This is a genomic window from Pseudomonas leptonychotis (assembly GCF_004920405.1).
Classification (GTDB): domain Bacteria; phylum Pseudomonadota; class Gammaproteobacteria; order Pseudomonadales; family Pseudomonadaceae; genus Aquipseudomonas; species Aquipseudomonas leptonychotis.
Genome location: NZ_RFLV01000001.1, coordinates 774,777 through 798,981 on the forward strand (window position 1 = coordinate 774,777; position 24,205 = coordinate 798,981).

Annotated in this window: 27 protein-coding genes; 14 read left to right on the top strand and 13 right to left on the bottom strand. The window is 60.1% G+C overall.

Going from position 1 to position 24,205, the window contains the following annotated elements:
* The first annotated feature begins 16 nt into the window (after nt 1-16).
* Complete coding sequence (locus D8779_RS03500; protein ID WP_136663070.1) at nt 17-982, top strand: hypothetical protein; 966 nt, start codon at nt 17-19, stop codon at nt 980-982.
* 60 nt (nt 983-1,042) lie between these two features.
* On the opposite strand, the gene D8779_RS03505 is transcribed toward D8779_RS03500, so the two are convergent.
* The 3 genes from D8779_RS03505 to D8779_RS03515 all read right to left on the bottom strand — a co-directional run bounded on the left by D8779_RS03505 (nt 1,043) and on the right by D8779_RS03515 (nt 2,452).
* The gene (locus D8779_RS03505) at nt 1,043-1,219 is read right to left on the bottom strand and encodes a DUF6435 family protein (protein WP_136663071.1); all 177 of its coding nucleotides are present in this window, start codon (nt 1,217-1,219) and stop codon (nt 1,043-1,045) included.
* Between the two features lie 117 nt (nt 1,220-1,336).
* Nucleotides 1,337-1,969 (bottom strand): 3'-5' exonuclease, encoded by a 633-nt coding sequence (locus D8779_RS03510; RefSeq protein WP_136663072.1) that lies wholly within the window; start codon nt 1,967-1,969, stop codon nt 1,337-1,339.
* 3 nt (nt 1,970-1,972) lie between these two features.
* Entirely contained in the window at nt 1,973-2,452 is a 480-nt protein-coding gene (locus D8779_RS03515) for an NYN domain-containing protein (RefSeq protein ID WP_136663073.1), read from the bottom strand.
* Between the two features lie 90 nt (nt 2,453-2,542).
* Here D8779_RS03515 and D8779_RS03520 point away from each other — a divergent pair, with 90 nt between their 5' ends.
* From D8779_RS03520 to D8779_RS03530, 3 genes are read left to right on the top strand one after another with little or no spacing between them, the layout of a single operon-like run.
* On the top strand, nt 2,543-3,118 hold the full coding sequence (locus D8779_RS03520; protein WP_136663074.1) for a cysteine hydrolase family protein: 576 nt from the start codon (nt 2,543-2,545) through the stop codon (nt 3,116-3,118).
* 33 nt (nt 3,119-3,151) lie between these two features.
* Nucleotides 3,152-3,814: a hypothetical protein gene (locus tag D8779_RS03525; protein WP_136663075.1), complete on the top strand. Its 663-nt coding sequence runs from the start codon at nt 3,152-3,154 to the stop codon at nt 3,812-3,814.
* A 31-nt stretch (nt 3,815-3,845) separates the two neighbouring features.
* On the top strand, nt 3,846-4,280 hold the full coding sequence (locus D8779_RS03530; protein ID WP_136663076.1) for a VOC family protein: 435 nt from the start codon (nt 3,846-3,848) through the stop codon (nt 4,278-4,280).
* Nucleotides 4,281-4,457: 177 nt separating this feature from the next.
* On the opposite strand, the gene D8779_RS03535 is transcribed toward D8779_RS03530, so the two are convergent.
* Together D8779_RS03535 and D8779_RS03540 are read right to left on the bottom strand one after the other, a co-directional pair.
* Nucleotides 4,458-5,303: an SDR family oxidoreductase gene (locus D8779_RS03535; RefSeq protein WP_136663077.1), complete on the bottom strand. Its 846-nt coding sequence runs from the start codon at nt 5,301-5,303 to the stop codon at nt 4,458-4,460.
* Between the two features lie 36 nt (nt 5,304-5,339).
* Entirely contained in the window at nt 5,340-5,579 is a 240-nt protein-coding gene (locus D8779_RS03540; RefSeq protein ID WP_136663078.1) for a CDGSH iron-sulfur domain-containing protein, read from the bottom strand.
* A 392-nt stretch (nt 5,580-5,971) separates the two neighbouring features.
* On the opposite strand from D8779_RS03540, the gene D8779_RS03545 reads away from it, so the two are divergent.
* Complete coding sequence (locus D8779_RS03545; RefSeq protein WP_136663079.1) at nt 5,972-6,715, top strand: substrate-binding periplasmic protein; 744 nt, start codon at nt 5,972-5,974, stop codon at nt 6,713-6,715.
* A 283-nt stretch (nt 6,716-6,998) separates the two neighbouring features.
* On the top strand, nt 6,999-8,336 hold the full coding sequence (locus tag D8779_RS03550) for a cyclic di-GMP phosphodiesterase (RefSeq protein WP_136663080.1): 1,338 nt from the start codon (nt 6,999-7,001) through the stop codon (nt 8,334-8,336).
* An 85-nt stretch (nt 8,337-8,421) separates the two neighbouring features.
* On the opposite strand, the gene hrpB is transcribed toward D8779_RS03550, so the two are convergent.
* Nucleotides 8,422-10,956 (bottom strand): ATP-dependent helicase HrpB, encoded by a 2,535-nt coding sequence (hrpB, locus tag D8779_RS03555; RefSeq protein WP_136663081.1) that lies wholly within the window; start codon nt 10,954-10,956, stop codon nt 8,422-8,424.
* A 243-nt stretch (nt 10,957-11,199) separates the two neighbouring features.
* Here hrpB and D8779_RS03560 point away from each other — a divergent pair, with 243 nt between their 5' ends.
* From D8779_RS03560 to D8779_RS03580, 5 genes are all read left to right on the top strand, one after another.
* Nucleotides 11,200-11,619: a polyribonucleotide nucleotidyltransferase gene (locus D8779_RS03560; RefSeq protein WP_136663082.1), complete on the top strand. Its 420-nt coding sequence runs from the start codon at nt 11,200-11,202 to the stop codon at nt 11,617-11,619.
* A gap of 6 nt (nt 11,620-11,625) precedes the next feature.
* The gene (locus D8779_RS03565) at nt 11,626-12,534 is read left to right on the top strand and encodes a cation diffusion facilitator family transporter (RefSeq protein ID WP_136663083.1); all 909 of its coding nucleotides are present in this window, start codon (nt 11,626-11,628) and stop codon (nt 12,532-12,534) included.
* A 319-nt stretch (nt 12,535-12,853) separates the two neighbouring features.
* Entirely contained in the window at nt 12,854-13,333 is a 480-nt protein-coding gene (locus D8779_RS03570; RefSeq protein WP_090249188.1) for an Lrp/AsnC family transcriptional regulator, read from the top strand.
* Between the two features lie 145 nt (nt 13,334-13,478).
* Nucleotides 13,479-13,697 carry a DUF2788 domain-containing protein gene (locus tag D8779_RS03575; RefSeq protein WP_136663084.1) on the top strand — a complete coding sequence of 73 codons (219 nt, stop codon included), beginning with the start codon at nt 13,479-13,481 and terminating at the stop codon, nt 13,695-13,697.
* A gap of 85 nt (nt 13,698-13,782) precedes the next feature.
* Complete coding sequence (locus tag D8779_RS03580; protein ID WP_136663085.1) at nt 13,783-14,175, top strand: globin; 393 nt, start codon at nt 13,783-13,785, stop codon at nt 14,173-14,175.
* Here the strand turns inward: D8779_RS03580 and D8779_RS03585 are convergent, their stop codons facing one another.
* Nucleotides 14,176-14,745: a pseudouridine synthase gene (locus D8779_RS03585; protein WP_167492560.1), complete on the bottom strand. Its 570-nt coding sequence runs from the start codon at nt 14,743-14,745 to the stop codon at nt 14,176-14,178.
* 205 nt (nt 14,746-14,950) lie between these two features.
* Here D8779_RS03585 and ahr point away from each other — a divergent pair, with 205 nt between their 5' ends.
* Nucleotides 14,951-15,985: an NADPH-dependent aldehyde reductase Ahr gene (gene ahr, locus D8779_RS03590; RefSeq protein ID WP_136663087.1), complete on the top strand. Its 1,035-nt coding sequence runs from the start codon at nt 14,951-14,953 to the stop codon at nt 15,983-15,985.
* 59 nt (nt 15,986-16,044) lie between these two features.
* The gene (locus tag D8779_RS03595; RefSeq protein ID WP_136663088.1) at nt 16,045-16,506 is read left to right on the top strand and encodes a GNAT family N-acetyltransferase; all 462 of its coding nucleotides are present in this window, start codon (nt 16,045-16,047) and stop codon (nt 16,504-16,506) included.
* Nucleotides 16,507-16,515: 9 nt separating this feature from the next.
* On the opposite strand, the gene D8779_RS03600 is transcribed toward D8779_RS03595, so the two are convergent.
* From D8779_RS03600 to D8779_RS03615, 4 genes are read right to left on the bottom strand one after another with little or no spacing between them, the layout of a single operon-like run.
* Entirely contained in the window at nt 16,516-17,628 is a 1,113-nt protein-coding gene (locus D8779_RS03600) for an agmatine deiminase family protein (RefSeq protein WP_136663089.1), read from the bottom strand.
* Between the two features lie 26 nt (nt 17,629-17,654).
* Nucleotides 17,655-18,758, bottom strand: coding sequence for an extracellular solute-binding protein (locus D8779_RS03605; protein ID WP_136663090.1), 1,104 nt, complete (start codon nt 18,756-18,758; stop codon nt 17,655-17,657).
* Entirely contained in the window at nt 18,755-19,669 is a 915-nt protein-coding gene (gene aguB / locus D8779_RS03610) for an N-carbamoylputrescine amidase (RefSeq protein ID WP_136663091.1), read from the bottom strand. Before aguB ends, D8779_RS03605 begins: the two co-directional genes overlap by 4 nt.
* Complete coding sequence (locus D8779_RS03615; protein ID WP_136663092.1) at nt 19,669-20,727, bottom strand: agmatine deiminase family protein; 1,059 nt, start codon at nt 20,725-20,727, stop codon at nt 19,669-19,671. Before D8779_RS03615 ends, aguB begins: the two co-directional genes overlap by 1 nt.
* A 134-nt stretch (nt 20,728-20,861) precedes the next feature.
* Between D8779_RS03615 and D8779_RS03620 the strand changes: the two genes are divergently transcribed.
* Nucleotides 20,862-21,746: a LysR substrate-binding domain-containing protein gene (locus D8779_RS03620; RefSeq protein ID WP_136663093.1), complete on the top strand. Its 885-nt coding sequence runs from the start codon at nt 20,862-20,864 to the stop codon at nt 21,744-21,746.
* Nucleotides 21,747-21,752: 6 nt separating this feature from the next.
* Here D8779_RS03620 and D8779_RS03625 read toward each other — a convergent pair whose 3' ends face one another.
* Both D8779_RS03625 and amn read right to left on the bottom strand, forming a co-directional pair.
* Entirely contained in the window at nt 21,753-22,580 is an 828-nt protein-coding gene (locus D8779_RS03625; RefSeq protein ID WP_136663094.1) for a hypothetical protein, read from the bottom strand.
* Nucleotides 22,581-22,689: 109 nt separating this feature from the next.
* A complete protein-coding gene (gene amn, locus D8779_RS03630; protein WP_136663095.1) occupies nt 22,690-24,165 on the bottom strand; it encodes an AMP nucleosidase in 1,476 nt (491 codons plus the stop codon).
* Nucleotides 24,166-24,205: the final 40 nt, after the last annotated feature.

The following is a 24,205-nucleotide window of genomic DNA, read 5'->3' on the forward strand; positions in this document are numbered from 1 at the left end:
CAATCAGGTCATCGCCATGCGCCGCACATTTATTGCCTTACTTGCCGCCTGCAGCTTCAGCGCAATCGCCGCCGACAACTGGCAACCTTTCCCCTACGACCAAAGCACCTACGACTATTCGGGCGATAAACTGCGACAGGCTTGGCCTCAACTGACCCGAGGATTTGGCACCGACTACCCCTTCCCCGACACCGACTGGGTGGTGACCATGGCCACCAGCCACCCTCAGGCGCTGGAAAAAACCGTAATGGCCAATACCGGCTTTACCGGCAAACCGGAAGAAGCCGAGGTCTACGCGGCCAAACTGCAAGACGTGTGGCGCTTGATGTTTCGTGGGGATTTCGCTGAGGCCAAACAACAAGGCCTGGCCTTGGGCGTGGGTGGGCAAGTTCCGGCGATGTTCGCCCAAGTGGTCTACGCCATGTTTCTGGTGCCCGACCAGGCTGAGAAGCACAAGCTGCTGGAAGAGGTGATCAGCTACACCGACCAGGCCGGCGAACTGGTGCAAGCCGATACCGTGGCGCAATTCGGTCGGGTATACGCCAAGGCGCGCCTGGGCGAAGAACTGTCGGTGCCGGTCGTGCTCAAGCGCGGTTATACCTCGCAAATCCCTGATGAACTCAAGACGCTGCTCGCCAAACATCCACAGCAGCCATTCGCCCTGGCCTTATATGGCGGTTATGAAGCCGGCGTTATCCGCAAGGTCGGCAAAATGGTCGGGCGCATGACCTACGGCGTCAGTGCGGACAATATGGAGACGTATTTCAGCCGCAGCTTCAAAGCCCAGGACAACCTGCCGATCGGTCATTACGAATACGCCAACGCCCTGACCTATGTGTACGGCGACGATGAACAGGCCAAAGCCCTGCAACACCTCAAGCGCGCTGTGGCGATCAAACCAATCAACGCCATGGAGGCCTTGGAAGTGGCTCATGCGCAGAAGATGCTTGCTCAGTTTGAGCAAAAATTAGCGCACAACTGAGTCATGCCAGAACGCAAAAGGCTGCCCATAGGCAGCCTTTTTATTTTACCGCCGCCCTCATCAGACCTTGTCGCGTTCCAGCGGCTCCAGTTGCACCCACAACGCCTGCGCTTCCTCGCTCAGCGTGGCGTAACTGCGGATATCGCCACTGCGCTGAGCCTGCATGGCTTCTTCCAACTTGGCGCTGTATTGCTTGCGTAACTTCTTCGCGGGATCGTTTTTAAACAAACCGAACATGCTTGCTGCCTCTGCCGAGAAAAGACGCTGGGATAAGCGCCGAGCCAGCTTAATCGAACCGTGCGCGCAGCTTGGCGCGCAGGTGTAACAAGGTGCTAAGGAACAAAGACCTAGGCTCTAAGCCCTGCTGAAGTTGTGCTCGCGAAGGTTCTGTAATGCCTGCGCCATCTTGGCTGCAGGCACCCGCTGCAGGGTGCAGAGCAACTCGTGGGAAATCTCAGCAATGCCATGGCGCTCGCGCAGCAGCGTCGCCATAAAGCAGGTCAAGTTGGCCGCCATTTCCGCATCGGCCAAAGCCCGGTGCGCCTTGCCGGTGTCCGGCAAACCAGCCCAACGGTTGAGGTTGCCCAGTTTATGGCTAGGCGCCAGCGGCAGCAGACGGCGCGATAACAATAAGGAGCAAGCAAATGGCTGCACGCGCTGACGGCTGATCAGCGCCAATTCGGCGTCCCAGAACTTCTGGTCGAAACTGGCGTTATGCGCCAGCAGCGGACGCTCGCCGACGAACTCTGCCACCTCCTGCATCACCTGCGCAGCGGGCGGAGCCGTACGCAACATGGCATTGCTGATACCGGTGAGCTGTTCAATAAACGGCGGCACCCAGGCTCCGCTGTTCATTAAGCTTTGGTAGCGCGCGACGATTCGACCATCCTCGACGATCACCACACCAATTTCAGTGGCGCGTGCTTGCTGGGCCGGCGACATGCCAGTGGTTTCAAAGTCGAGTACGGCGATGGAATCTGCAAGCATTGATTAGTTTCTCAGCAACAAGCTGCCTTCAATCGGTACATAACGGCTGGCGGCGCGCACCAACGATTGCGCGGTCAGCCCCGGCACACCATAGGCGACAGCCTCAACCCCATGGCTGCTGCGAATTTTCTCCAGCAGCAGGTCAAAGTCACCATCGCCCGAGGCCAGCACCACCTCATCGACCCGCGAGGCGACATCCATGATATCGATGGTAATACCCACGTCCCAATCGCCCTTCGCCGAGCCATCGCTGCGCTGGATAAAGGGTTTGAGCTTCACGGTAAAACCGAGGTTGCGCAGGATCTGCTGAAACTGTTGCTGCTTCTGATCGCCGCGGTCGATGGCATACGCGTACGCTTCGACAATCTGCCCATGCTGGCTGATATCGGCCCACAGCGCGGCGTAGTTGAAATGACAACCATAGGCCTGACGCACGGTGTAATAGAGGTTCTGTACATCGGCGAATACGGCGATCTTCTTCACCGGTAATCCTCATCATGCGGCTGACGGGCAGAAAGCCCTCAGGTTAAAGTCAGCGCGCAGTATGCCAGCCCACAGCCAAGGACGGTCGAAATGCATCCACACCCGAACGAGACGCCCGCACTGCTGATCATCGATATGCAGCAAGGCATCCAGCGCGTTAGCACGCCGCGCAACAACCCAGGCGCCGAAGTTTGCATCGCTCAGCTGCTGGAATACTGGCGCAGTGCGGGCTGGCCAGTGGTACATATCCGTCATATTTCACGCCAGGCCGACTCGGTGTTTGCCCCAGGGCAACGTGGCGCGCTATTCCAACCAGCACTGGCGCCATGGCCTACCGAACAGGTATTCGAAAAGAACGTGACCGACGCCTTTACCCACAGTGGCCTTGAGCGCTGGCTACATGCCCGTACTATTCGTCGCGTGGTCATAGCCGGGGTGGCCAGTGAGAATTCGGTCGAAGCCACCGCCCGCAGCGCCAGCTGCCTGGGCTTTATCACCCAAGTGGTGGCGGATGCTTGCTACACCTTCGATAAAACTGACTATCACGGGCAACTGCGCAGTGCCGATGAGGTGCATGCCATGGCCATGGCTAACTTGCGTGATGAATATGCCGAGGTGCTTAGCAGTGCGGATCTGTTTGGCGCGTTATTGGGAACGGCCTGCTAGAGTGCGAGCCTGAGTTCGAGTCCGACTTACCCCATGAATATGTTTTCCGCCCTGCGTGACTCCTGGTACTTCTTCAGCCACAACCTGGTGGCGATTGCACGCCTGTGCTTGCCGCTGATCGTGCTCGAAGGCCTGTTGCTGCAGCAGGTCACCAGCCTGGTAGCCGCCGAATCCGCCACGCTCTGGCGCTTGCTCGCCGGCCTGCTGTTCTACCCGCTGTACAGCGCTGCGCTGATCCTGTTTCTCGATGCACGCAGCCAGGGCCTGCAGCCGCGCGCCCGCGATCTGCTCGCTGCCAGCCTGCGCCTCTGGCCAAGTTTTGCCCTGCTGGCAAGCCTCAATACCCTGGCGATTTTGCTCGGCGCCTCACTATTTGTGCTGCCGGGGCTATGGCTGATGGTCAAGCTGGCATTTGCCGAATACCTGCTGGTACTGCGCGGCCTCAGCCCACTGAAGGCGCTGCATGAAAGCTTCGAGATCAGCAGCGGTTATTTCTGGCCCATGCTCGGTTGCATCCTGATTGTCATGCTACCGCTGTGGCTGCTCGATGGCTGGAGCCAGTCCAGCGCGGCCTTCGCCGACAACGCCCTGGCCAGTCTGTTGCTGGACTGCGCCAGTCGCTTTTTACAACTATTCTCCAGTGTCGTGCTATTCCGTCTTTTTATCCTGCGCAGCACCCAGCCCGACGTCGAATGAACGCCAGCAACAATCCAAGGAGGACAGGCCCATGGCTGACGCCAACCCCAGCATCCTTTCGCATATTTCCATCGGCACCAATCAGTTCGACAAGGCCACGGCCTTCTACGATCAGGTGCTCACCACCCTGGGTTGCAAGCGCATACTGGCGCATCCCGGCGCAGTCGCTTACGGCCGCGAATACCCAGAATTCTGGGTGCAAACGCCAATCAACGGGCAACCCGCGAGCATTGGTAACGGCAGCCATTTTGGCTTCGTCGCGCCCAACAAAGCCGCTGTGCATGACTTCTACCAGGCAGCATTAGAGGCCGGAGCTAAGGGTGAAGGCGCACCCGGCCCGCGTGCGGAATATGGCGAACCCTATTACGGCTGCTTTGTCCGCGACCTGGACGGACACAAGATCGAGGCGGCGTTCTGGGACCTGGAAATGGTCTACGAGGTGTATATCGAGCCGCAAGAGCATTAAGGCCTGAAGACGCTGACACTCAAGTCGTGGCGGACTGATAACGCTGCGCGGCCTTGGCTATCCAACCCTCGGCCTGTATCTGCGCCAGGGCCTGAGTCATGACCTTTAGCACAGCCGGCTCTGCAGCCTTCAGCGGACCACACAGCTACAGCCGTAAGCCGAGCCATGCACCGCGCATCAAGAACGCCCTGCACGCTGCGGCTTCAAACCGGACAGTCGCGGTAACAGCACACGCTCAAACACCCGCGGGAAAAACCGCGCCAACACGCGAGCACGCCAGTCAACATTCGACAACACCAGCAGGCGCCGGCGTTTTAGCGCGCCATTGTAGATAGCCTCCGCAACATCCTGCGGTGACGCGACCGTGCCCATTGCCAACGGCGGCTGAGCAGCCACAGCACCATCGCCAACCAGAGCATTCTTACGCAAGTCCGTAGCGGTAAAGCCGGGGCACACCAGCATCACGTTGACCCCAGAGCCCTTCAGTTCATAACGCAGGGTTTCAAACAGCCCATGCAGGGCATGCTTGCTCGCGTTATAGGCGCTGCGGTAGAGCAACGGGGCAAAACCTGACAGCGAGCTGAGTACGATGATCTGCCCACTGCGGGCGATCAGGCTGGGTAGCGCGGCCTTGGTGCAATGCAGCGCGCCAAAATAGTTAACCGCCATGATCCGCTGAAACACCGTCAACTCGGTATCGGCAAAGCTGCTGCGATGGGTAATACCTGCGTTATTAACCAGCACATCGATACCGCCGAACCGTTCAACGGTCAGCGCCATCGCCCGTTCAACTGCACCCGCATCGGCCACATCACACAAAACGCCCAAGGCTTCGGCGTTGTGATGATCCGCCAAGTGTTGCACTAGACTGTCGAGGGCCTGTTGCTCAAGGTCGAAAATCACCAGGCGCGCGCCCGCCTGCGCCAGACGTATGGCCAATGCTCGGCCGATGCCGGCACAGCCACCCGTAATCACCACAACCTTGCGGTCGAATACCTTGTTGGCGAACACCTTGCGGTACATAAACTGCCCTCGACCCCGTTACTGCAAAAGCCGTTACTACAACCTGTTATGGCTGCCATCGCAACAAGGTGGTGTTTGCGTGTGCTTGCAGCCACAGAAGTACAGGGTGGCATCCTCCTCTGCGTGGTATTTCAGTGGGGTGAAAACACTGCCTTTATGCTGACCATCACAGAACGGTTGCGAGGCGCTGCGACCACAACGGCACCAGAAGTAGTCCTTACCGGCGGTAACCGTAACGGCATAGGGGCTACGTTGCGCAATTATTACCGTATTCATGCGACCTCCTGAGTTACCCGAAAGGCGTTACGCGCCTCGGCACCACAGCACATTGCGGGCTGTTGCTTCAGCATAGTTCAGCCCTTAGTAACCCGGCCTACGTAGAAATCTCGTATTGCCCACATGCCCCACTCCGCTATTACGCAAGCAACCAGCCCCCTCCACAAACAACCCCATTTGCGCAGCAGCGACACGCCTCGATGGCCAGGTAACGGCCCAATGCCCTTAGCATCTGCTGACCATTTACCAGCGCTGAACCGCCTGCATCTGTCGGCCTCGACTAGGCTTTTTCAGTAATCCTCTAGACAAAGCTGCTGGCAATTAGCCATGCTCACGAATGTGACATTTTTATAACGAAAAGACGGCAGATAGCCGCAGTACGAACCCATTTGATGCCAAGACTCCTGTACCTAGCACTGGCTGCAGTTCTGTACTGCAGCAACAGCCTCGCCGCCTCCGCCGATGATCTACGTCCCTCGGTGCATGTCGGCTATTACGAATTTCCGCCCTACTCCTACACGGACAGCCGAGGCCAGCCGCAAGGCGCCATCCTGCAGCTGAGTAAGCGCCTGCTGGAACACGCCGGTTACCGCGCCGAATTACGCTCTTACCCCAGCGCGCGGCTGTACAACGCACTGCAAGATGGCAGCGTACAAATCTGGCCGGGGGCGCCAGGCAAAACCGAACTGCGCGAACACACCTTAGAAACCCGCACGCAGCTGGGCGAAATCGTGCTCAACCTGTATTTCCGGCGTGACACCCTGATGCCGCGCCTACCTGAGGACCTCAAAGGCCGCGGGGTGATCATGATCAACGGTTACACCTACTGGCACTCGATCAATCAGATGCTCGACGACCCGTTATTGGCAGTGCAACAACACCGCACGGGCACCCACACCGCGGCTCTGGAAATGCTTCAACGCCACCGCGCCGACTTCCTGCTCGATTACCAAACCCCGGTGGAGCTGGCGCGCAAACGCCTGGGCATGCCTGAGTTACCGTTTATTCAGCTGCAACGCATACCGCTCAAACTGATCGTTTCCAGTAAAGCGCCCGGCGCCGAAGCGCTGCGTGATGCGCTGGATAGAGCCTATGCCGAGTTGCAGGCAGCCGGTGAGGACTTGCGCCTGCCTTGAGATAGGCTCGGGCTTCGTCACGCCAGTAGAAACGTCATGTCCGTAAACTGCGCAAGAGAGGAAGTCATCATAGCCGTTCCAACGTATCATCCAATTTAACGATACCAGACCGTTGGTATAGCCGTTTTCTAGCTGACCTTAGTTTCTAACAATCGCGTAGACCTACCTTTCATGGATCATCCTGAAATGCCAGTTTGCATTAGACTGATTGATCAATGGCTTGTAGGGGCCTCATTCGGCCCACACACTAAATAGGCCTGCTATTTAATAGGCGCGAATACAAATGAGCAGCCACCCCACAGGGACAAGGAAAGTCCTCACACGCAAACCCGTGCCGGTCAATGAGCTGGTCTTAGGCATGCACGTAATAGAACTAGATAGACCTTGGTTAGAAACTGACTTCCTGATCCAAGGGTTCATCATCCAACGTCAGGATGAAATAGAGTCACTGCAGCGACAGTGCACATTCGTGTATGTGGAAGGGATTGAGCACACAGTAGATGTTTCGCTCGAATCAAGGACGGAGAAGTCGGGTCTGCTAAGCCGAACAATGGGCGCTCAAGTTAACAAATCCAGCGCCATACAAGACAAGCCTACGAAACAATCTGGTAAGCCCACAGAACAGACGCGCACGATCTACATCAACAAGATCAGCTCCGGCCAGGAAATGCAGGTGGCTCGAGACAGCTACAGCTCAGCTAAGACTGTGGCCAAGAACATCATGGAAGACCTACGTATTGGTCGTATGCTCGATATGAATCAGGCGCGTAATACGGTCGATGACGTAGTCGACAGCTTACTGCGTAATGATGACGCGCTAGTGTGGCTAACCAAGCTGAAAAACCAAGATGAGTACACCGCTGAACACTCGCTAAACGTCTGTATTTTATCAGCGGCCTTCGCCCGGCATTTGGGGCATGATGAGGCCGAGATACGTAAAATTGGTCTTGCTGGACTACTACATGACATTGGTAAAGCAAAAATACCTGTCGAAATCCTCAATAAGCCAGGCCCGCTGGACGCTGATGAACGCGCCCTAGTCAGGCAACACCCTAATTTCGGGCGCAACTTATTGATGACCTCCGCATCATCTGAACATTACACGATTGACGTCGCCTACAGCCATCACGAACGAGTGGATGGCACCGGTTACCCGCGTGCGCTACAAGCCCACCAGATTCCTTATTACGCCAAGCTAGTAGCCATTGTTGACACCTACGATGCCATCACCAGTAGCCGTGTGTATGACACTGGCCGCGCCTCAATGGAGGCGCTTGAAATTATTTACAACAGTCGTAATAGCCACTTTGACACCGACCTGACGATAGAGTTCATCCGCTGCATAGGTGTGTATCCGCCGGGGTCCATCGTTGTGTTAACAAATGGCGAGGTAGGCGTAGTGATTGAGTCGAATAAGAACAGCAAGTTGCGTCCTAAAGTTGTTTTACTCAAGGATAGCGATAAGGAATGGCAGGAAAAACGCACTATCGATTTAAGTCTGGGCGACGTAGATGAAGATAACAAAACCTATGCCATAGCTCATGAGGTGCCGAATAAAACGTTCGACATAGACATCAAAGCACTTCTCCAAGAGGGTTGGCTGAACTTCGTGGCGAAGTAAACATGCCTCAATATATTCTTTATTGATAATTTTAATCCTACGCATATCCCTCTGTCGAAAACCGAAAAAACCGCACTAAGCCCTCTCATTTGCGCGGTTTGATCCGCGCAGTGGGCTCGGCGATCAATGGGTCATCTGGCCAATAGTGCTTGGGATAGCGACCCTTAAGATCCTTCTTCACATCCAGGTAGGTGTTGGCCCAAAAGCTGGCCAGGTCCTGGGTCACCTGCACGGGACGCCTGCCCGGTGACAGTAGATGCAGTTTGAGCACTTGGCGGCCGCCGGCAATGCGCGGTGTATCAGCCAAACCGAACAACTCCTGCAAGCGCACCGCCAGCACCGGCGGCTGCTCACTGTAATCCAGGCCGATGCGCGAACCGGACGGCACCTGCAGGCTGCGCGGAGCCAGCTCGTCCAGGCGCGGCGGTAACGGCCAGGGCAGCAAATTCTGCAACAGACCGTTCAGCTCCAGATTGGCGAAGTGACTGAGCCGGGTGACGTTGCTCAGGTAAGGCTGTAGCCATTGTTCGAGGCTGGCCAGCAAGGCCGCGTCGCTGACATCTGGCCACTCGCTCGCCCCCTTGGCGGCCAGATCCAGCTCGCGCAGCAGGCCCACTCGCGCCTGCCACTGGCGCGACTCCGGGGTCCAGGGCAGCAGCGCCAAACCCTTGCGCCGCACCAGGCCGAGTAAGGCGCAGCTGCGTTGTTGCTCACTCAAGCCGCTGAGGGCTTCACGCGCCAGCACCAGCTCGCCGACCTTGCGCTGGCGTTCGGCACGCAGCGCGCCCTCACGCTCGTCCCAATCCAGCACCTCCAAGCTGCTCACCTGCTCGGCCAAGACGCCATCGAACAGCGCCGGATCAAGGTCGGCGGCCAGGTAGATACGCTCCTCGCGCTGGCCTTGACGGCTGCCGAGATCGGCCACCACCAACCAGCTATGTTTCATCAGGGCATCGGCCTCGGCGAACAACGCCGCACGACCATTGGCTAAACGGTACTCCGCACCACCTTCACGGCGTTGCTGGGCGATCCGGTCCGGGTAAGCAAAGGCCAGCAGCGCGCCCAGCCAGCGGCCATGTTGTGGGTCGGCAACCGGCGCCAGCACCGCGCGCCGCTTGAGGTAGCCCTGAAACTGCCGCGCCAGTTGCCGCGCGCGCTGCACTCCACCCTGAGCGCCACGAGCGCCACGCACTTCGCCGTTGAGTAAGGCCAAGCGACTGTGCAGATCAGCCCCGCCGCCGCGCACAATATCGCGCTCCCCAAGCAGCGCTGCCAGATCACAAGCCAGCTCGCCCAATCCCAACTCGTGGCCGCGCAAGAGCAGATGAGCGATGCGCGGATGAGTCGGTAGTTCGGCCATCGCCTGTCCATGTGCCGTCAGCGTGCCCTGGACATCCAGCGCACCCAACCGCGCCAGCAGCTCCAGCGCCTGGGCATAGGCCGCGGCGGGTGGCGGATCAAGCCAAACCAGCTCATCCGGAGTTACCCCCCAACGCACCAGCTGCAGGGCCAGCCCGGCCAGATCAGCCTGGAGCATCTCGGCCGTACCATAAGCCGCCAGCTGTTCGTGTTGCGCCTGCGACCACAGCCGGTAGCAGGCGCCGGGCTGCAAACGCCCGGCGCGACCCGCGCGCTGAGTAGCCGAGGCGCGTGAAATGCGCTGCGTATCGAGGCGGGTCATGCCGCTGTTCGGGTCGAAACGCGGCACCCGCGCCAGGCCGGCATCAACCACCACACGCACACCGTCAATGGTCAGGCTGGTCTCAGCGATATTGGTCGCCAGTACCACCTTGCGCAGCCCCGCCGGCGCCGGATCGATGGCCGCACGCTGGGCATTGAGATCCAGCTCGCCATGCAGCGGGCACAGCAGAATGTCGCGACGTCCGTTCAGGGCATCACTGAGTTGCTCATTAACCCGCCGAATTTCCGCCTGCCCCGGCAGAAACACCAACAGGCTGCCCGGTTCGTCGTCCAGCGCCTGCAGCACCGTTTGCACCACGCGTGGCTCCAACCACTCACCCACTTGAAACGGCGCACCCCAACGCTGTTCCACCGCGAACATGCGGCCCTCACTGCGCAGCACCGGCGCATCGCCCAGCAAGGCGGCCAAGCGTTCACCCTGCAGGGTCGCAGACATCAGCAGTACCTTGAGCGGCAGCTCGCCACTGTCGGCCGCCCGGAACATCGCCCGCCCATTCAGGCACAGGGCCAGGGCCAGATCAGCGTCTAAACTGCGCTCATGAAACTCATCGAAGATGACCAGACCAACGCCTTCCAGCGCCGGATCGTCCTGCAGGCGGCGGGCAAGGATGCCTTCGGTCACGACCTCTATCCGAGTGCGCGGGCCGACCTTGCTGTCCAGGCGGATGCGATAGCCGACGGTTTCCCCCACCGTTTCGCCCAACTCAAAGGCCAAGCGCTCGGCGGCCGCGCGTGCCGCCAGACGGCGCGGCTCCAGCATGATGATGCTCTGCCCCGCCAGCCACGGCTGCGTGAGCAAGGCCAACGGTACGCGGGTGGTTTTACCTGCGCCGGGCGGCGCTTCGAGCACCGCCTCGTCACGGCTGACCAAGGCCTGGCACAACGCCGGCAAAAGACCATCAATAGGCAGGGAAGTCATGAGCGCTCCAATCGGGTGGCCGATTATAGCGGCGAACCCACCCGGCATTCGCGCTGTCTGAGAGTCTGCTGACGATCGAGCGCGCTGAAGAAAAAAGGTGGCGCGATGAGCAACGGGAATAACCGCTAAAGGTTGACCCACAGGCTAATCGTCAGCGAGTAAACCGACCCCGTAAGCGCAGTTTAGAAGCGGTATTGCAATCATTGGATTGGTATAGTTGCGCCACTTTTTAGGAGATGCCCAATGCGTACACCTCACCGCGTTATCGGCGCTATTCTCGCCGCCGCCCTGCTCACCCAGCTGACCGCCTGCGGTACGCTATTTTTCCCGGATCGCCGTGGCCAGATCGAAGGCCGTATCGATCCGCTCGTGGCCGGGTTGAATGCCATCGGCATTCTCTTTTACGTGATCCCTGGCCTGATCGCCTTCGGCATCGACTTCGCCACCGGCGCAATCTACCTGCCCGATGGCCAGACCGCCCAGATCGACCCGCAAGACCTCAAGCAAGTAGTGGATGCCGACGGCAATGTCGATCCGGCCAAGTTGAAAGCCCTGATCGAAGTGCAGACCGGCCACAGCTTGCCGCTCGATGACCCGCGCCTGATCCAGCACAGCGGTAGCGCCGAGCAACTAGCCGCTTTCGGCCTGCGCCCGGCGGCGTAACAGAGCATGGATGTGCTGCCTCAGCACGCACGACTGATGCGACTAGCCACGGTCGCCGCACTCGCGGTGGCCTTGTGTTTGGTGCTAGCAAAAGCCATCGCCTGGTGGCTGAGCGGCTCGGTCAGCCTGCTGGCGGGGCTCACCGACTCACTGCTCGACAGCGCCGCGTCGCTGCTCAACCTGCTCGCGGTGCACTACGCTTTGCGCCCGGCTGACGAGGATCACCGTTACGGCCATGGCAAAGCCGAAGCCCTTGCAGGCCTAGGCCAGGCACTGTTTATTGGTGCCAGCGCCCTGTTAGTGGGTAGCCACGCCATCGATCGTCTACTGCACCCCGAGCCGATTGGCGCACCCGCGTTGGGTATTGCGGTGATGCTGCTGTCACTGGCCGTGACCATTGCCCTGCTGCGGTTTCAGGGTCATGTGGTGAAGCTAACCGGCTCCACGGCGATTCGCGCCGACTCGCTGCACTACCGTTCGGACCTGCTGCTCAACAGCAGCATCCTCCTCGCGCTGCTGCTGGCCAGTTACGGCTGGCCGCAACTGGACGCCATCTTTGGCATCGGCATTGCGTTTTATATCTTCTGGAGCGCCATCAACATCGTCCGTGAAGCCGCGACCGTGTTGATGGATCAAGAACTCGACCCACAGATCAGCACACAGATGCACAGCCTGGCCTGCGCCGTGCCCGGCGTGTTGGGTGTGCATGACTTACGCACGCGGCTGTCCGGCACCCACTGGTTCGTACAACTGCATGTGGAGCTGCCGGGAGAGCTGCGCCTGCTGGAGGCGCACGGGTTGTGTGAACAGGTAGAGGCCGCAATTCGCAGTGAATTTCCGCGCGCCGAAGTGTTGGTGCATGCCGACCCCTGCAGCGTGGCCGACCACACTGCAGCCACTCAAAAGGGCCATTAGCCGGCAACAAAAAAGGGAAGCCTGCAGGCTTCCCTTTTTTGCGTGTCCTTCATTCTGGCGATGGTAGCGCCTTTTCTTCGCCCGCCTGGTTGGGCAGTGCGGACCCGGGGGCCGTGACGATCCGGTGGGATCGGCGGCGACCGTTCGCCTGATTGGGCGAAGCAGCTGGACGTGTCGTCCGGGCCTTGAAACTGAGGTAAAGCTTACGCCCGCCGGCGCAGTGAAAGATTGCGAACATTGCTGACATACCTAGCACTTGCGCAATTAATCACCATAAGCGCATCATCCAGAACAATAAAACAACGAAAGCATGACAAAGATGAACAGACTTGATCGGTACGACCTGAATATCCTCGCCGAATTGCAGCGCGACGCCACCCTGTCCAACCAGGACCTGGCCGAACGCATCGGCCTGTCGCCCTCGCCCTGCTCGCGCCGAGTCAAACAGCTGGAGGACGACGGCTATATCCTCGGCCAGGTCGCCCTGCTCGACCGCAAGCAGCTTGGATTGACGCTGACAGCCTACGTACTGATCGGTATGGACAAGCACACCCCGGAACGCTTCGAGCATTTTCAGGAAGAGATCCGCAAATGCCCGCAAGTGCTCGAATGCTGCCTGGTCACCGGGATGGACGCGGACTATCAACTCAAAGTGGTGGTGCCAGATATGGATCACTATCAAAAACTGCTGTTGGGCACCCTGACCCGTATCGAAGGGGTTTCCAGCGTGCGCTCCAGCTTTGTGTTGCAGCAGATCCTCTCCAGCACCCAGTTGCCGCTGCAGCATCTGCGCGGCTGATCGCCGCACCTTGGCCCTGGTCGGCTGGCAGCGCGGCCGATGGTGCGTATAATCGCGCCCTCTGTGACGGCGACCGCGATTCCACACGCCGCCGCACAGCGATTGTCGGCACCCAGCCGAGCACCTGCAGGTTCACGAGGCCCGAATGGAAACCGAACAGTTCGAATCCCTGATGATGTACGCGCTGGTCGGCGGGCTCATGGTGTTTATGTTCTTCATCATCTGGGACCTGGCGAAAACCTCCAAGGCCGGCCGCATGGGCACCGCGATCCTGTTCCTCGGTCTGGGCCTGTGCCTGTTCGCCTTCCTGGCTAAGCCGATCATCACCTACATTATCGAAGCGAGTCGCGGCATCCACGGCTAGAAAGCGGCCCTGCTCCGAATACTGTACGTCTAGTCGCATCCAACCGCGCTAGAATGCGGCTTTCCGCCGTTTCTCAGGAGTATTCATGTCCACCGCCGACCGGGTGATGCAGAGCTATGGCCGCTGCTGCGCCAGCCCAGACTTTTTCGACAGTTTTTACCGGCACTTCCTCGCCAGCTCACCTGAGGTGCGCGAGAAGTTCGCCAATACCGAGATGAACGGACAAAAGCTGCTCTTGCGCCAGGGCATCCTCAACTTGGTGATGCATGCGCGCGGCATGCCCGACACCAAGTTGCGCGCCCTAGGCTGCAGCCATTCCCGCGCCGCTATGGATATTCGTCCTGAGCTTTACGTCCTGTGGCAACAAGCGCTGCTGCAGACCATCGGCGAGCATGATCAGCAGTACTGCAACGAAACCCGCAACGCCTGGAATGAAGTGTTGGATAAAGGCATCGCGGTTATCAAAGCCGGCTACTGATCAATCCAGCCGCGGCGGTAATTCACGCCACTGCCCCGGCTGCAAATCATCCAGACTGAACGGGCCGATACGCACCCGCACCAGGCGCAGCGTCGGCAGGCCAACCGCCGCAGTCATGCGCCGCACCTGACGGTTGCGCCCCTCACGAATCACCAACTCCAGCCAGGCCGTCGGGATGCTTTTGCGAAAGCGTACCGGCGGGTTGCGATCCCACAACTGCGGCTCATCTAACAGACGCGCTTCAGCCGGCAAGGTCGGGCCGTCATTCAATTGCACACCCTCACGCAGCTGCTGCAGCTGCGCTTCGCTCGGCTCGCCCTCGACCTGCACCCAATAGGTTTTCGCCAGCTTGTGCTTGGGGTCGGCGATGCGCGCCTGCAGGCCGCCGTCGTTGGTCAGCAGCAGCAGGCCTTCGCTGTCACGATCCAGGCGGCCAGCCGGATAAACACCGGGCACATCGATAAAGTCCTTGAGGGTGGCACGACCCTGCTCGTCGTTGAACTGGGTCAGCACGTCGAAGGGCTTGTTCAGCAGAAGCAAGCGCGGCTCGGCAGGTGGCGCCTTAGCCACCCGACGCACAGCAGGCTTGCCGGCGGGACGGCGCGGAGAATCGGGGCGAGGCGGACGCGGCATAGGTAATCCAGGTGAACCGTACAAGGTGGCCAGTGTAACCGAGGCCGCCGTGCAACCATCAGCCAGGCTTATGCAGGCGCATTTTCACGGCCGACAGGGCTATGCTGGCCAGGTCCTGTTCACCGCACCGAGGCTTATTGTCATGAGTTTGTCCGAATCCATCGTTGACACCTTTACCGGCTGGGCCGCCAAGGCCCCTGGCGCGCCCCTCGAACCGCACAGCTATGACCCGGGTCCGCTGGGTGCCGAGGAGGTTGAGGTGGCCGTGGAGTACTGCGGCATCTGTCACTCCGACCAGTCGATGATCGACAACGAATGGGGCAATGCGCGCTACCCCTTTATTCCCGGCCATGAAGTGGTGGGCACCATCGTGCGTCTCGGTGAGCAGGCGCGCGGCCTCAAGCTCGGTCAGCGCGTCGGTATCGGCTGGTACAAGGGCAGCTGCATGCATTGCGGCTCCTGCATGGAAGGCTCGCACAACCTCTGCCGCACAGTGAAACCAACCATTGTTGGTAGCAACGGTGGCTTCGCTGACCGCCTGCGCAGCCACTGGGCCTGGGCCGTGGCGCTGCCTGACGGCCTTGACCCGGCATTGGTTGGCCCGCTGTTCTGTGCCGGCTCCACCGTGTTCAGCCCGCTGCTGGAATTCAACGTCAAACCGACCGACAAAGTCGGCGTGGTTGGCATTGGCGGCCTCGGCCATCTGGCGCTGCGCTTCCTCAATGCCTGGGGCTGCGATGTCACCGCCTTCACCTCATCGCTGAGCAAGCAGGACGAAGCCAAAAGCCTGGGCGCGCACAAGGTAGTCGCCTCCACCGACAGCGCAGCAATGAAGGCGATTGCCGGCAGCCTGGATTTCCTGCTGGTCACCGCCAGCGCTGACCTGGACTGGAATGCCCTGCTCGGCACCCTGAAAGGTAAAGGCCGCCTGCATTTTGTTGGTATCGTGCCGAGCGCCATTCCCGTGCACGTGTTCAGCTTGATCCCACAGCAGAAAACCCTGTCCGGCTCGCCCGTCGGCTCGCCAGCGAGCATGGCAACCATGCTCGAATTTTGCGCCCGCCATCAGATTCTGCCGCAGGTTGAGCACTTCCCGATGAGCAAGGTTAACGACGCCATCGACCACCTGCGCGCCGGTAAAGCGCGCTACCGCGTGGTGCTCGACGCCAGCAAGTGACAGCAGGGGCAAATCAGTCGCATGATTTGCCCCTTTTTTCACTGCTTCATGAGCCACACATGCCACACCAGATCGAAACACCCAGCACCATCGACTTCCCGCGCCTGCTTGAAGTGTGGGAGGCGGCAGTACGCGCGACCCATGATTTTCTCGAAGAGCACGATATTCAGCTGCTCAAACCCTTACTGATCGAGCAGTATTTCCCTCAGGTTCAGCTCAGCTGCATCCGTGGCGAAGCTGGCAAGATCAGCGGCTTTCTCGGCCACGCCGAGGGCAAGGTTGAGATGCTCTTCGTTGACCCACAGGACCACAGCACGGGTGTTGGTCGCGCCCTGCTCAGTAACGCGGTGACGCGCCTCGGTGCAACCCAGGTCGACGTCAATGAACAGAACCCCAAGGCGCTGGGCTTCTACCTGAGCCAGGGCTTCGTGGTAGAAGGCCGCTCACCACTGGATGGCGGCGGGCGGCCCTTTCCGATTCTGCACCTGCGCCTCTACCCAGCCGTGCAATGCCCGACCTGAGCTAATACATCACAGGCGCGGCATGTGCTTGGTCACACAGTGAATACCACCACCGCCGCCGGCAATTGGATCGATATTGACCTGCACAATGGCGCGCCCCGGATAAAGCCGGGCCAGCAGATTTTTGCAGTACTTATCCGCAGCCGTGTCGCCGAACTGCGGGGCGATCACCGCACCATTGATCGGCAGATAGTTGATGTAGCCGGAGGCAAAGTCCGGGTTGTTGCTGCTGTATACGTTGCTACGCGGTTTCAGGGGTGGCGGCAGGGTGTGTACGGTCAGCGTGCGCCCATCGGCATCGGTGGCCGCCTTGAGGATTTCTAGGTGGGTGCGCGTCACGGCGTAATCATAGGACGCGGGATCATTGTCCAGGTTGGCGATGACCACACCGGGCTCGACGAAGCGGGCATAGAAGTCGACGTGAGCGTCGGTGATGTCCTTGCCCTTGATGCCTGGCAGCCAGATGATCTTGCTTAAGCCGAGGCTGGCTTTCAGCTCGGTTTCGATCTGCGCGCGGCTCATGCCCGGGTTGCGGTTGCTGTTGACCCAGCAGCTCTCCGTCATGATTGCCGTGCCGTGACCATCCACCTCAATACCGCCACCCTCGCCCGTGAGCATGCTGCTGATGTAAGTCGCATAGGTTTCGTAGCTGAGACTATCGGCGACCTGGGTATCGCTGCTCGCTGCTTGCTTGCCGCCCCAACCATTGAAGTTGAAGTCGACCAGGCCGCGTCCGCCCTGGCCATCGACCACAAAGCAACCGCCGTAGTCGCGCATCCAGATGTCATCCAACGGCATGGTCAGGAACGTGACGTTGCGGGTACCGCATTTCTGCTTGGCCAGCCCCAGCTGATTAGCACGGCACAACACGGTTACCGGCTGGTACTTGGCGATGGTTTTGGCCAGTAGGGCCACGGTGTTGTTCACTGCTGTGGCCCAGTCATCCCAGATCGACGCCGAAGCAGCGAAGGCCAGAAATACCCGTTCTTGCGGGCCATGCTCATCTGGCATGTACCAACTGTTGCCCAGCGCAGCACGAACCCGGGGGGCGTTCACACCCAGGCCTAGAGATGCAACCGCGCCCAGGCTCAGGTGTTTGATGAAATCACGACGTGTCGACATATGCGTGCCCCTCGGAAATGGGTGGTTCAGTTACTGGAGGTGGTTTTAAAAGTGGTCCACGCCCGCATGCGCGCACGCATGTCGCGCTGCGGGATGTCCTTGCCGGGGATTAGCCGCGCATAAGCGGCTTCATCAACGTAGATATCCGGGTTGTTGCGCATGTCCGCATCGACCAGCGGCCTGGCCTTGGCACTGGACGTCGGGTAACCGGTGAAGTTGCTGATTGCTGCCATGTTCGCCGGACGCATCACGAAGTTGATAAAGGCGTAGGCGTACTCTGGGTGACGGGCATCGGCCGGGATGGCCATGGTGTCCATCCACACCGTGGTGCCTTCACGCGGGATGCGGTACTGGAAGTCCATCGATTTTCCAGCAGCGCTGGCCGTGCGCTGGGCCTGGGTGACATCACCGCTGTAGCCAAGTGACAGACACAGATCACCATTGACCAGATCAGTAACTGGCTGCGACTGGAACTTGCGAATATAGGGTTTGATCGACGCCAGTAGCTCGCTGGCAGCCTTGAGGTCAGCAGGCTCAGCGCTACGAGGCGAACGGCCTAAGTAGTTGAGCACCACGGCCAGCACTTCGTCCGGTGAGTCGATCATGGAAATACCGCAATCGGCGAACTTGGCCGCGTTCTCCGGTTTGAACAGCAGGTCGAGACTGCTTACCGGGGCATTGGCCAGACGCTTGTTGATCGCTGCTGCGTTGTAGGTGATGCCAATGCTGCCCCAGGTGTACGGCACTGTGGTGTGCCGCGAATAGGGATACTGGGTCTGCAGGTTGCGCAGCCCTGGCTCGATATCCGCCAGGTGCTCAAGCTTCTCGGACTCCAGCTTTTGTAGCGCGCCTGCGCGCATGAGACGCTCGGCCACGGTGTCACCCGGGAAGATCAGGTCGTAGCCGCTATTGCCCGACAACATCTTGGCCTCTAGCGTCTCGCTGCCCTCCATGACGTCATAGATCACCCGGATCCCGGTTTCCTCGGTGAAATTGGCCAGCGTGTCTTCGGCGAAATAATCCGCCCAGTTATACAGACGCAGAATCTTGGCCTCATCCTTGGCGTGCGCCTGGGCGCAGCCAAACGCAAGTCCCAGAGAAGCGAGCAACAGCGGTTTGCTAAGGTTCATAGCCGAACGCCTCGATCATTCCAATGCACATGGGTGTTGCTGCCATCCAGCCCCAGCAGCGGCCCATACATTTCTGGGCGGCGATCCCGGTAGATGCCCCAGCTCAGGCGCTCCTCACGCATGACTGCCAGATCCAGCTCGCGCACCAATACGCCGCTACTGTCGCGGTCGGCCTCAGCCAACAACTGGCCCTTGTGATCGGTGATAAAGGACGAACCGTAGAAGCTCATCTGCAGCGCCGGGTCCGTGCTGGCCACTTCTTGGCCGACACGGTTGGCGGCTACCACCGGCAGGATGTTGGCGGCGGCATGGCCGCGCTGCGTGAGCTGCCAGTGGTCACGCGAATCCAGCGCTGCGGCGCCCGGCTCAGAGCCGATAGCAGTGGGAAACAACAGCACCTCGGCACCCTGCAACGCCAGACAGCGTGCAGTTTCTGGAAACCACTGATCCCAGCAAATGGCTACGCCGATGCGCCCATAGGCGGTGTCCCAAACCCGGAAACCGGTGTCGCCAGGGCTGAAGTACTCCTTCTCCTGATAGCCGATAGCGTTGGGGATGTGGGTCTTGCGGTACACGCCAAGCAGGCGGCCATCGGCATCGGCCACGCTCAGCGAGTTGAAGTAGGCGTTGCCGGCCTTCTCGAACCAGCTCAGCGGCAATACCACGCCCAGCTCCTTGGCCAGGGCCGCAAAGCGCTTGAGCACGCGACTCTGGCCATACGCCTCAGCCAGCGCCAAATGTTTGTGATCTTGCTCGATGCAGAAGTACGGGGTGGCAAACAGCTCCTGCAGCAGGATCAACTGAGCTCCTTTGGCCGCCGCTTCGCGTACCAGCTGCTCGGCTTGATCGAGGTTGTGCTCAAGGTCCCAGCTACAGGCGAACTGGGTGGTGGCAACCGTCAGCGTGCTCATCACTTCGCTCCTGGCAGCGGCCAGGCCGGCTGCTGCTGGGTGATGCAATGCACGCCGCCGCCGCCATGGGCCAGCTGATTGATCTGCACCGGCACCACTTCGCGACCCAGGAATGCCATGCGCAGGGTCGCGGCCGCTTCATCGTCGGCGGCGATGCCATAGGCCGGCATGATGATCGCGCCATTGCAGATGTAGAAGTTGGTGTACGAGGCGCAGAACACCTCAGCCTCGCTGTCCACCGCAGCGCTGGCCTCGAACAGTTCGAGCATCTCGAACCTGCGCCCCCGGGCGTCGGTGGCCAGCTCCAGCGCCCGCCGATTCTCACGCACCACTTCGGCATACAGCGAAGACTGCTCACGGGTCGCGTCGACCAACAGCGCACCTGGCTTGGCGAAGGCGCACACGCCATCGACGTGGCCATCGGTCATGTCGCCGGTGACATAGTCCGGGTCGCCTGGCAGCCAGATGGTTTTCTTCACTCCGAGCAAGCGCGCGAAAACACCTTCCATCTCGGCTTTGCTCATGCCTGGATTGCGATTGGGGTTTAGCAGTACCGACTCAGTGGTGATCAGTGTGCCGTCGCCATCGACATGGATCGCGCCGCCCTCATTGCTCAACGAGGTGCCAAAGCACTCCAGACCGAGACCATTGAGGACACGTCGGGCAAGCCCTTCGTCGAGGTCGTAATCGGACTTGCCGCCCCAGGCGTTGAAGCGCCAGCTGACCCCAGCCAGACCCAGTTGCGGGTGGCAGATAAAGCTCGGCCCGGAGTCGCGGCACCAGCTGTCGTTGACGGCCAGCTCGATCAGCTCGACATTGCCCCCGCACAGCTCTCGTGCCCGTTCGATGGCCGACGGGTCGACCACCAGCTTCACCGGCTCGAAGCGGGCGATGGCATTGACCACTCGGGCGAAATCCACCTGCACCTCGGCCAAGGTCACGCCCCAGGTCGACTCCCACAGCGACTGATTGTGCGGCCAAACCATCCAAGTGGCGGCGTGCGGCGCCCATTCGGCGGGCATCATCCAAGCGTTCTGCACGACTGCTTCATGCTGCATACAAGTACCTTTCAGTTAAGAATTTGTTATCACTGAAAACCGCAAAAGCGGTGATGACTTGTATGCTAGGCCTGTAAAAATCATGCGACTAACGATAGATTTTGCACACTTCTGATTAGCAGGGCTTATCAATCATGCTCAAGCACTGGCCTCCCCTGAACGCCCTTCGCGGCTTCGAAGTCGCCGCCCGTCTGGGCAGTTTCCACAAAGCCGCCGAAGAGCTGCACCTCACCCAGTCGGCCATCAGCCAGCAGATCCGCAGCCTGGAAAGCTTTCTCGAGCAGCCGCTGTTCTTCAGGAGCGGGCGCAGTGTGGCGCTCACCGACGCCGGACATGACCTGCTCAGCACCACCCAGTCACTGCTACAGCAACTCGCGGTCGGCATCCGCCGCCTGGAGCAATACCGCAAGCCCAACCAACTGGTGGTCAACACCACGCCGGCCTTCGCCCGCCACTGGCTGGTGCCGCGCCTGGGCGAGTTTCATCGCCTGCACCCTGAGGTCGACCTGTGGCTGCTGACCACCGATGAGACGCCGGACATGGCCACCCAGACCATCGATATCGCCGTGCGCGACGACCTCAGTGCTCAGGCCGAGTGCAGCTTTCGCGTATTACTGGAAGATCGCCTCTACCCTGCGTGCCACCCCAGTTTGTTGAACCAAACAGCAGACGAGCGCACGACATTGCACGGTGAAAGGGAGATGGACTGGAGTCACTGGCAGGTCCAGGGCGGCGCGGATGTCGGCCAACAGAGCCAAGGTCTGAACTTCTCGGATCTGGGCCTGCTGCTGGATGCCGCCTGCCAGGGGCTTGGGGTTGCCCTGGTCAGCCAGTTGCTGGCCGAGCAGGCGCGTAACAGCGGAACATTACAACCGCTGGTGGAACAGACCATTCGCGGCGCCAACTGGGCCTGGCTGATCCACCGCGACAGCGAACACGAGCCACTGACCCGCAGCTTCTGCCAGTGGCTGGAAAGCGCGCTGCGCCACAACACATACGGCGCGCCTAATCAGCGATGAACAGCACTACTGCGCTGGCAATGTCCCCGACACTGCTGGAGCCTCAACGAACCCTTGAGGCCATTGCCGCAGCCTGCGCGACAGCCACAATTCGGCGCCGACCATGGCAAGCAACAGCCCCAGCAACACGAGCAGCGTTAGGTAGAACGGCTTGAGCACCTGAGCCAACTGGCGCTTGAGCAGGCCCAACAGGAAGTCTGCCTGGAACAGTTGCTCAACCCGCGCATCGAGTACATCGAATACCACCTGGCGGTCCACCCTGGTGTATTTATTGGCCTGCTCCACTGCCGTCTCGCGTACTGCCTCGCTCAACAAACTCGCCTGCAAGTAGTCGAATAGCTTGAGGCCGATACGCTCGCTCAACGAGGCTTCCTCCAACTGCGGCGCACGGGCCAGAAGCTGCGCTTGCAGGTACTGGGCAGCCATATGATTAAGTACGGCTTGCACACTGGTGCTCTGCAGTTCGCGCGTCATGATCTGTTGATCTTGAGCCTGCAAGTAAGTGGAGAAGTCCTGCCAGACACCATCCGCCACGCCTTGTACCAGCGGTGCATAACTGTCCAGATGGCGCTGAACCTGTTGCTGGCCACCATAGAGCAGCCCCGCCTGCACGCCGAGAATGGCGCCACTAACGGGCAACAGCAAAAAGTACAGTTTGAGCAGCCAGTGATGCCAACGCTTGTTCCGCGCCAGCCAGCCTCGGCGTTGCAATTGCAAGGTCAACAGCAGCCCGACGACCACACCGAGCAACAGGCCAAGGCAGCTATAGCCGAATAGGGGAAGAAAATTGAACGGCGCCCACAAGCCTTCGAGTAGAACCTGGGCTCGATCCATGAATGCAACACTCCTTGTCATATTTACAGGTCGCGCAGCCTAACCCTCTGCGCGACCATTCGCAGCCCAGTCGCCTAACCCTGTGCGGCGGGCCACAAAATCACCTCGACTAACGGAACGGCGGCTCGTCGAAGCTGCGCAGCTTGCGTGAGTGCAGCGAGTTGAGCTGGCTGCGCAGCAGGTCGAGCGCGGTGATGCCAATGTGTAGGTGCTGGGTCACCGCGCGCTCGTAGAACGCCCCCGCCGCACCCGGCAGCTTGATCTCGCTGTGCAGCGGTTTGTCGGAGACACAGAGCAAGGTGCCGTAGGGCACCCGCAGGCGATAGCCTTGGGCTGCGATGGTGCCGCTTTCCATATCCACCGCTACGGCGCGCGACAGGTTGATCAGCGGGCGTTCCTGGGCCCAGCGCAGTTCCCAGTTACGGTCGTCGTAGGTCAGCACAGTGCCGGTGCGCAGGCGTTTTTTCAGCTCGTCGCCCTGCTCGCCGGTGACCTGCCTGGCGGCTTCCTGCAGCGCCTGCTGCACTTCGGCCAGGGCCGGCAGCGGGATATTCGGCGGCAGTACACGGTCGAGAATGCCGTCACGACGCATATAGGCGTGGGCCAGCACGTAGTCGCCGATGGTCTGCGATTGGCGCAGGCCGCCGCAGTGGCCGATCATCAGCCAGCAATGCGGGCGCAGCACCGCGAGGTGGTCGGTGATGTTTTTGGCGTTGGAAGGGCCGACACCGATATTGACCAAGGTAATGCCATCGCCCTCGCTTTCACCTTGTAGGTGATAAGCCGGCATCTGGTAACGGTGCCAGACCACGGTTTCGATGATCGCCTGCATCTCACCTTCGGCCATGCCGCGACTGATAACTACGTTGCCGGGCAACACCATGCGGGTGAAGCGCGAGTCACCCACCAGCATGTCCAGACCGTGGCGAATAAACTGGTCGACGTAACGGTGGTAGTTGGTCAACAGAATCCACGGCTGCACATGGCGCCAATCGCTGCCGGTGTAATGCACCAGACGACGCAAGGAGAAGTCCACCCGCGCCGCGTCAAACAGCGCCAGCGGCAGCGGGTCGGTGTTTTCCCAGTCGTACAGGCCATCGGCAATACCATCGGTGGCGGCCGACAGGTCGGTGCTGGGGAACACCCGCGCCAGCTCGGCAGCAGTCACCCCGGAACCGGCCAGCTCGTCGCCCTGCTCAACCACATAGGGGTAGGGAATATTCTGCTGGCTGATGCCCACTTCCACCTGCACGGTGAAGTCGCCCATCAACGGACGTAACTGCTCCAGCAGATACTTACGAAACGCCGCCGGGTGGGTGACGGTGATGCTGTAAGTGCCCGGCACTTGCACCTTGGCATAGGCACGCACGCTGGCTGGTACCTCGCCCTGGCCCTGGTAGATCAGGCGCAGCTCGGGGTAGCGAAACTGACATTGCTGGGCGACGTCCGGCTTGGCGCGCTCCTTCAGGTAACGCTTGAGCGCCTGACTAAGGGCCGTAGTCGCTTGCAGGTGCAAGGCGGCCAGACGGTCCACGGCTTCTTCAGCGGTATTGGCGACAATAAAGTCATCGGAACAAGGGTTCACAAGGCACCTTCCAGGCTGATCTCAATGGCTCTATCTTGCC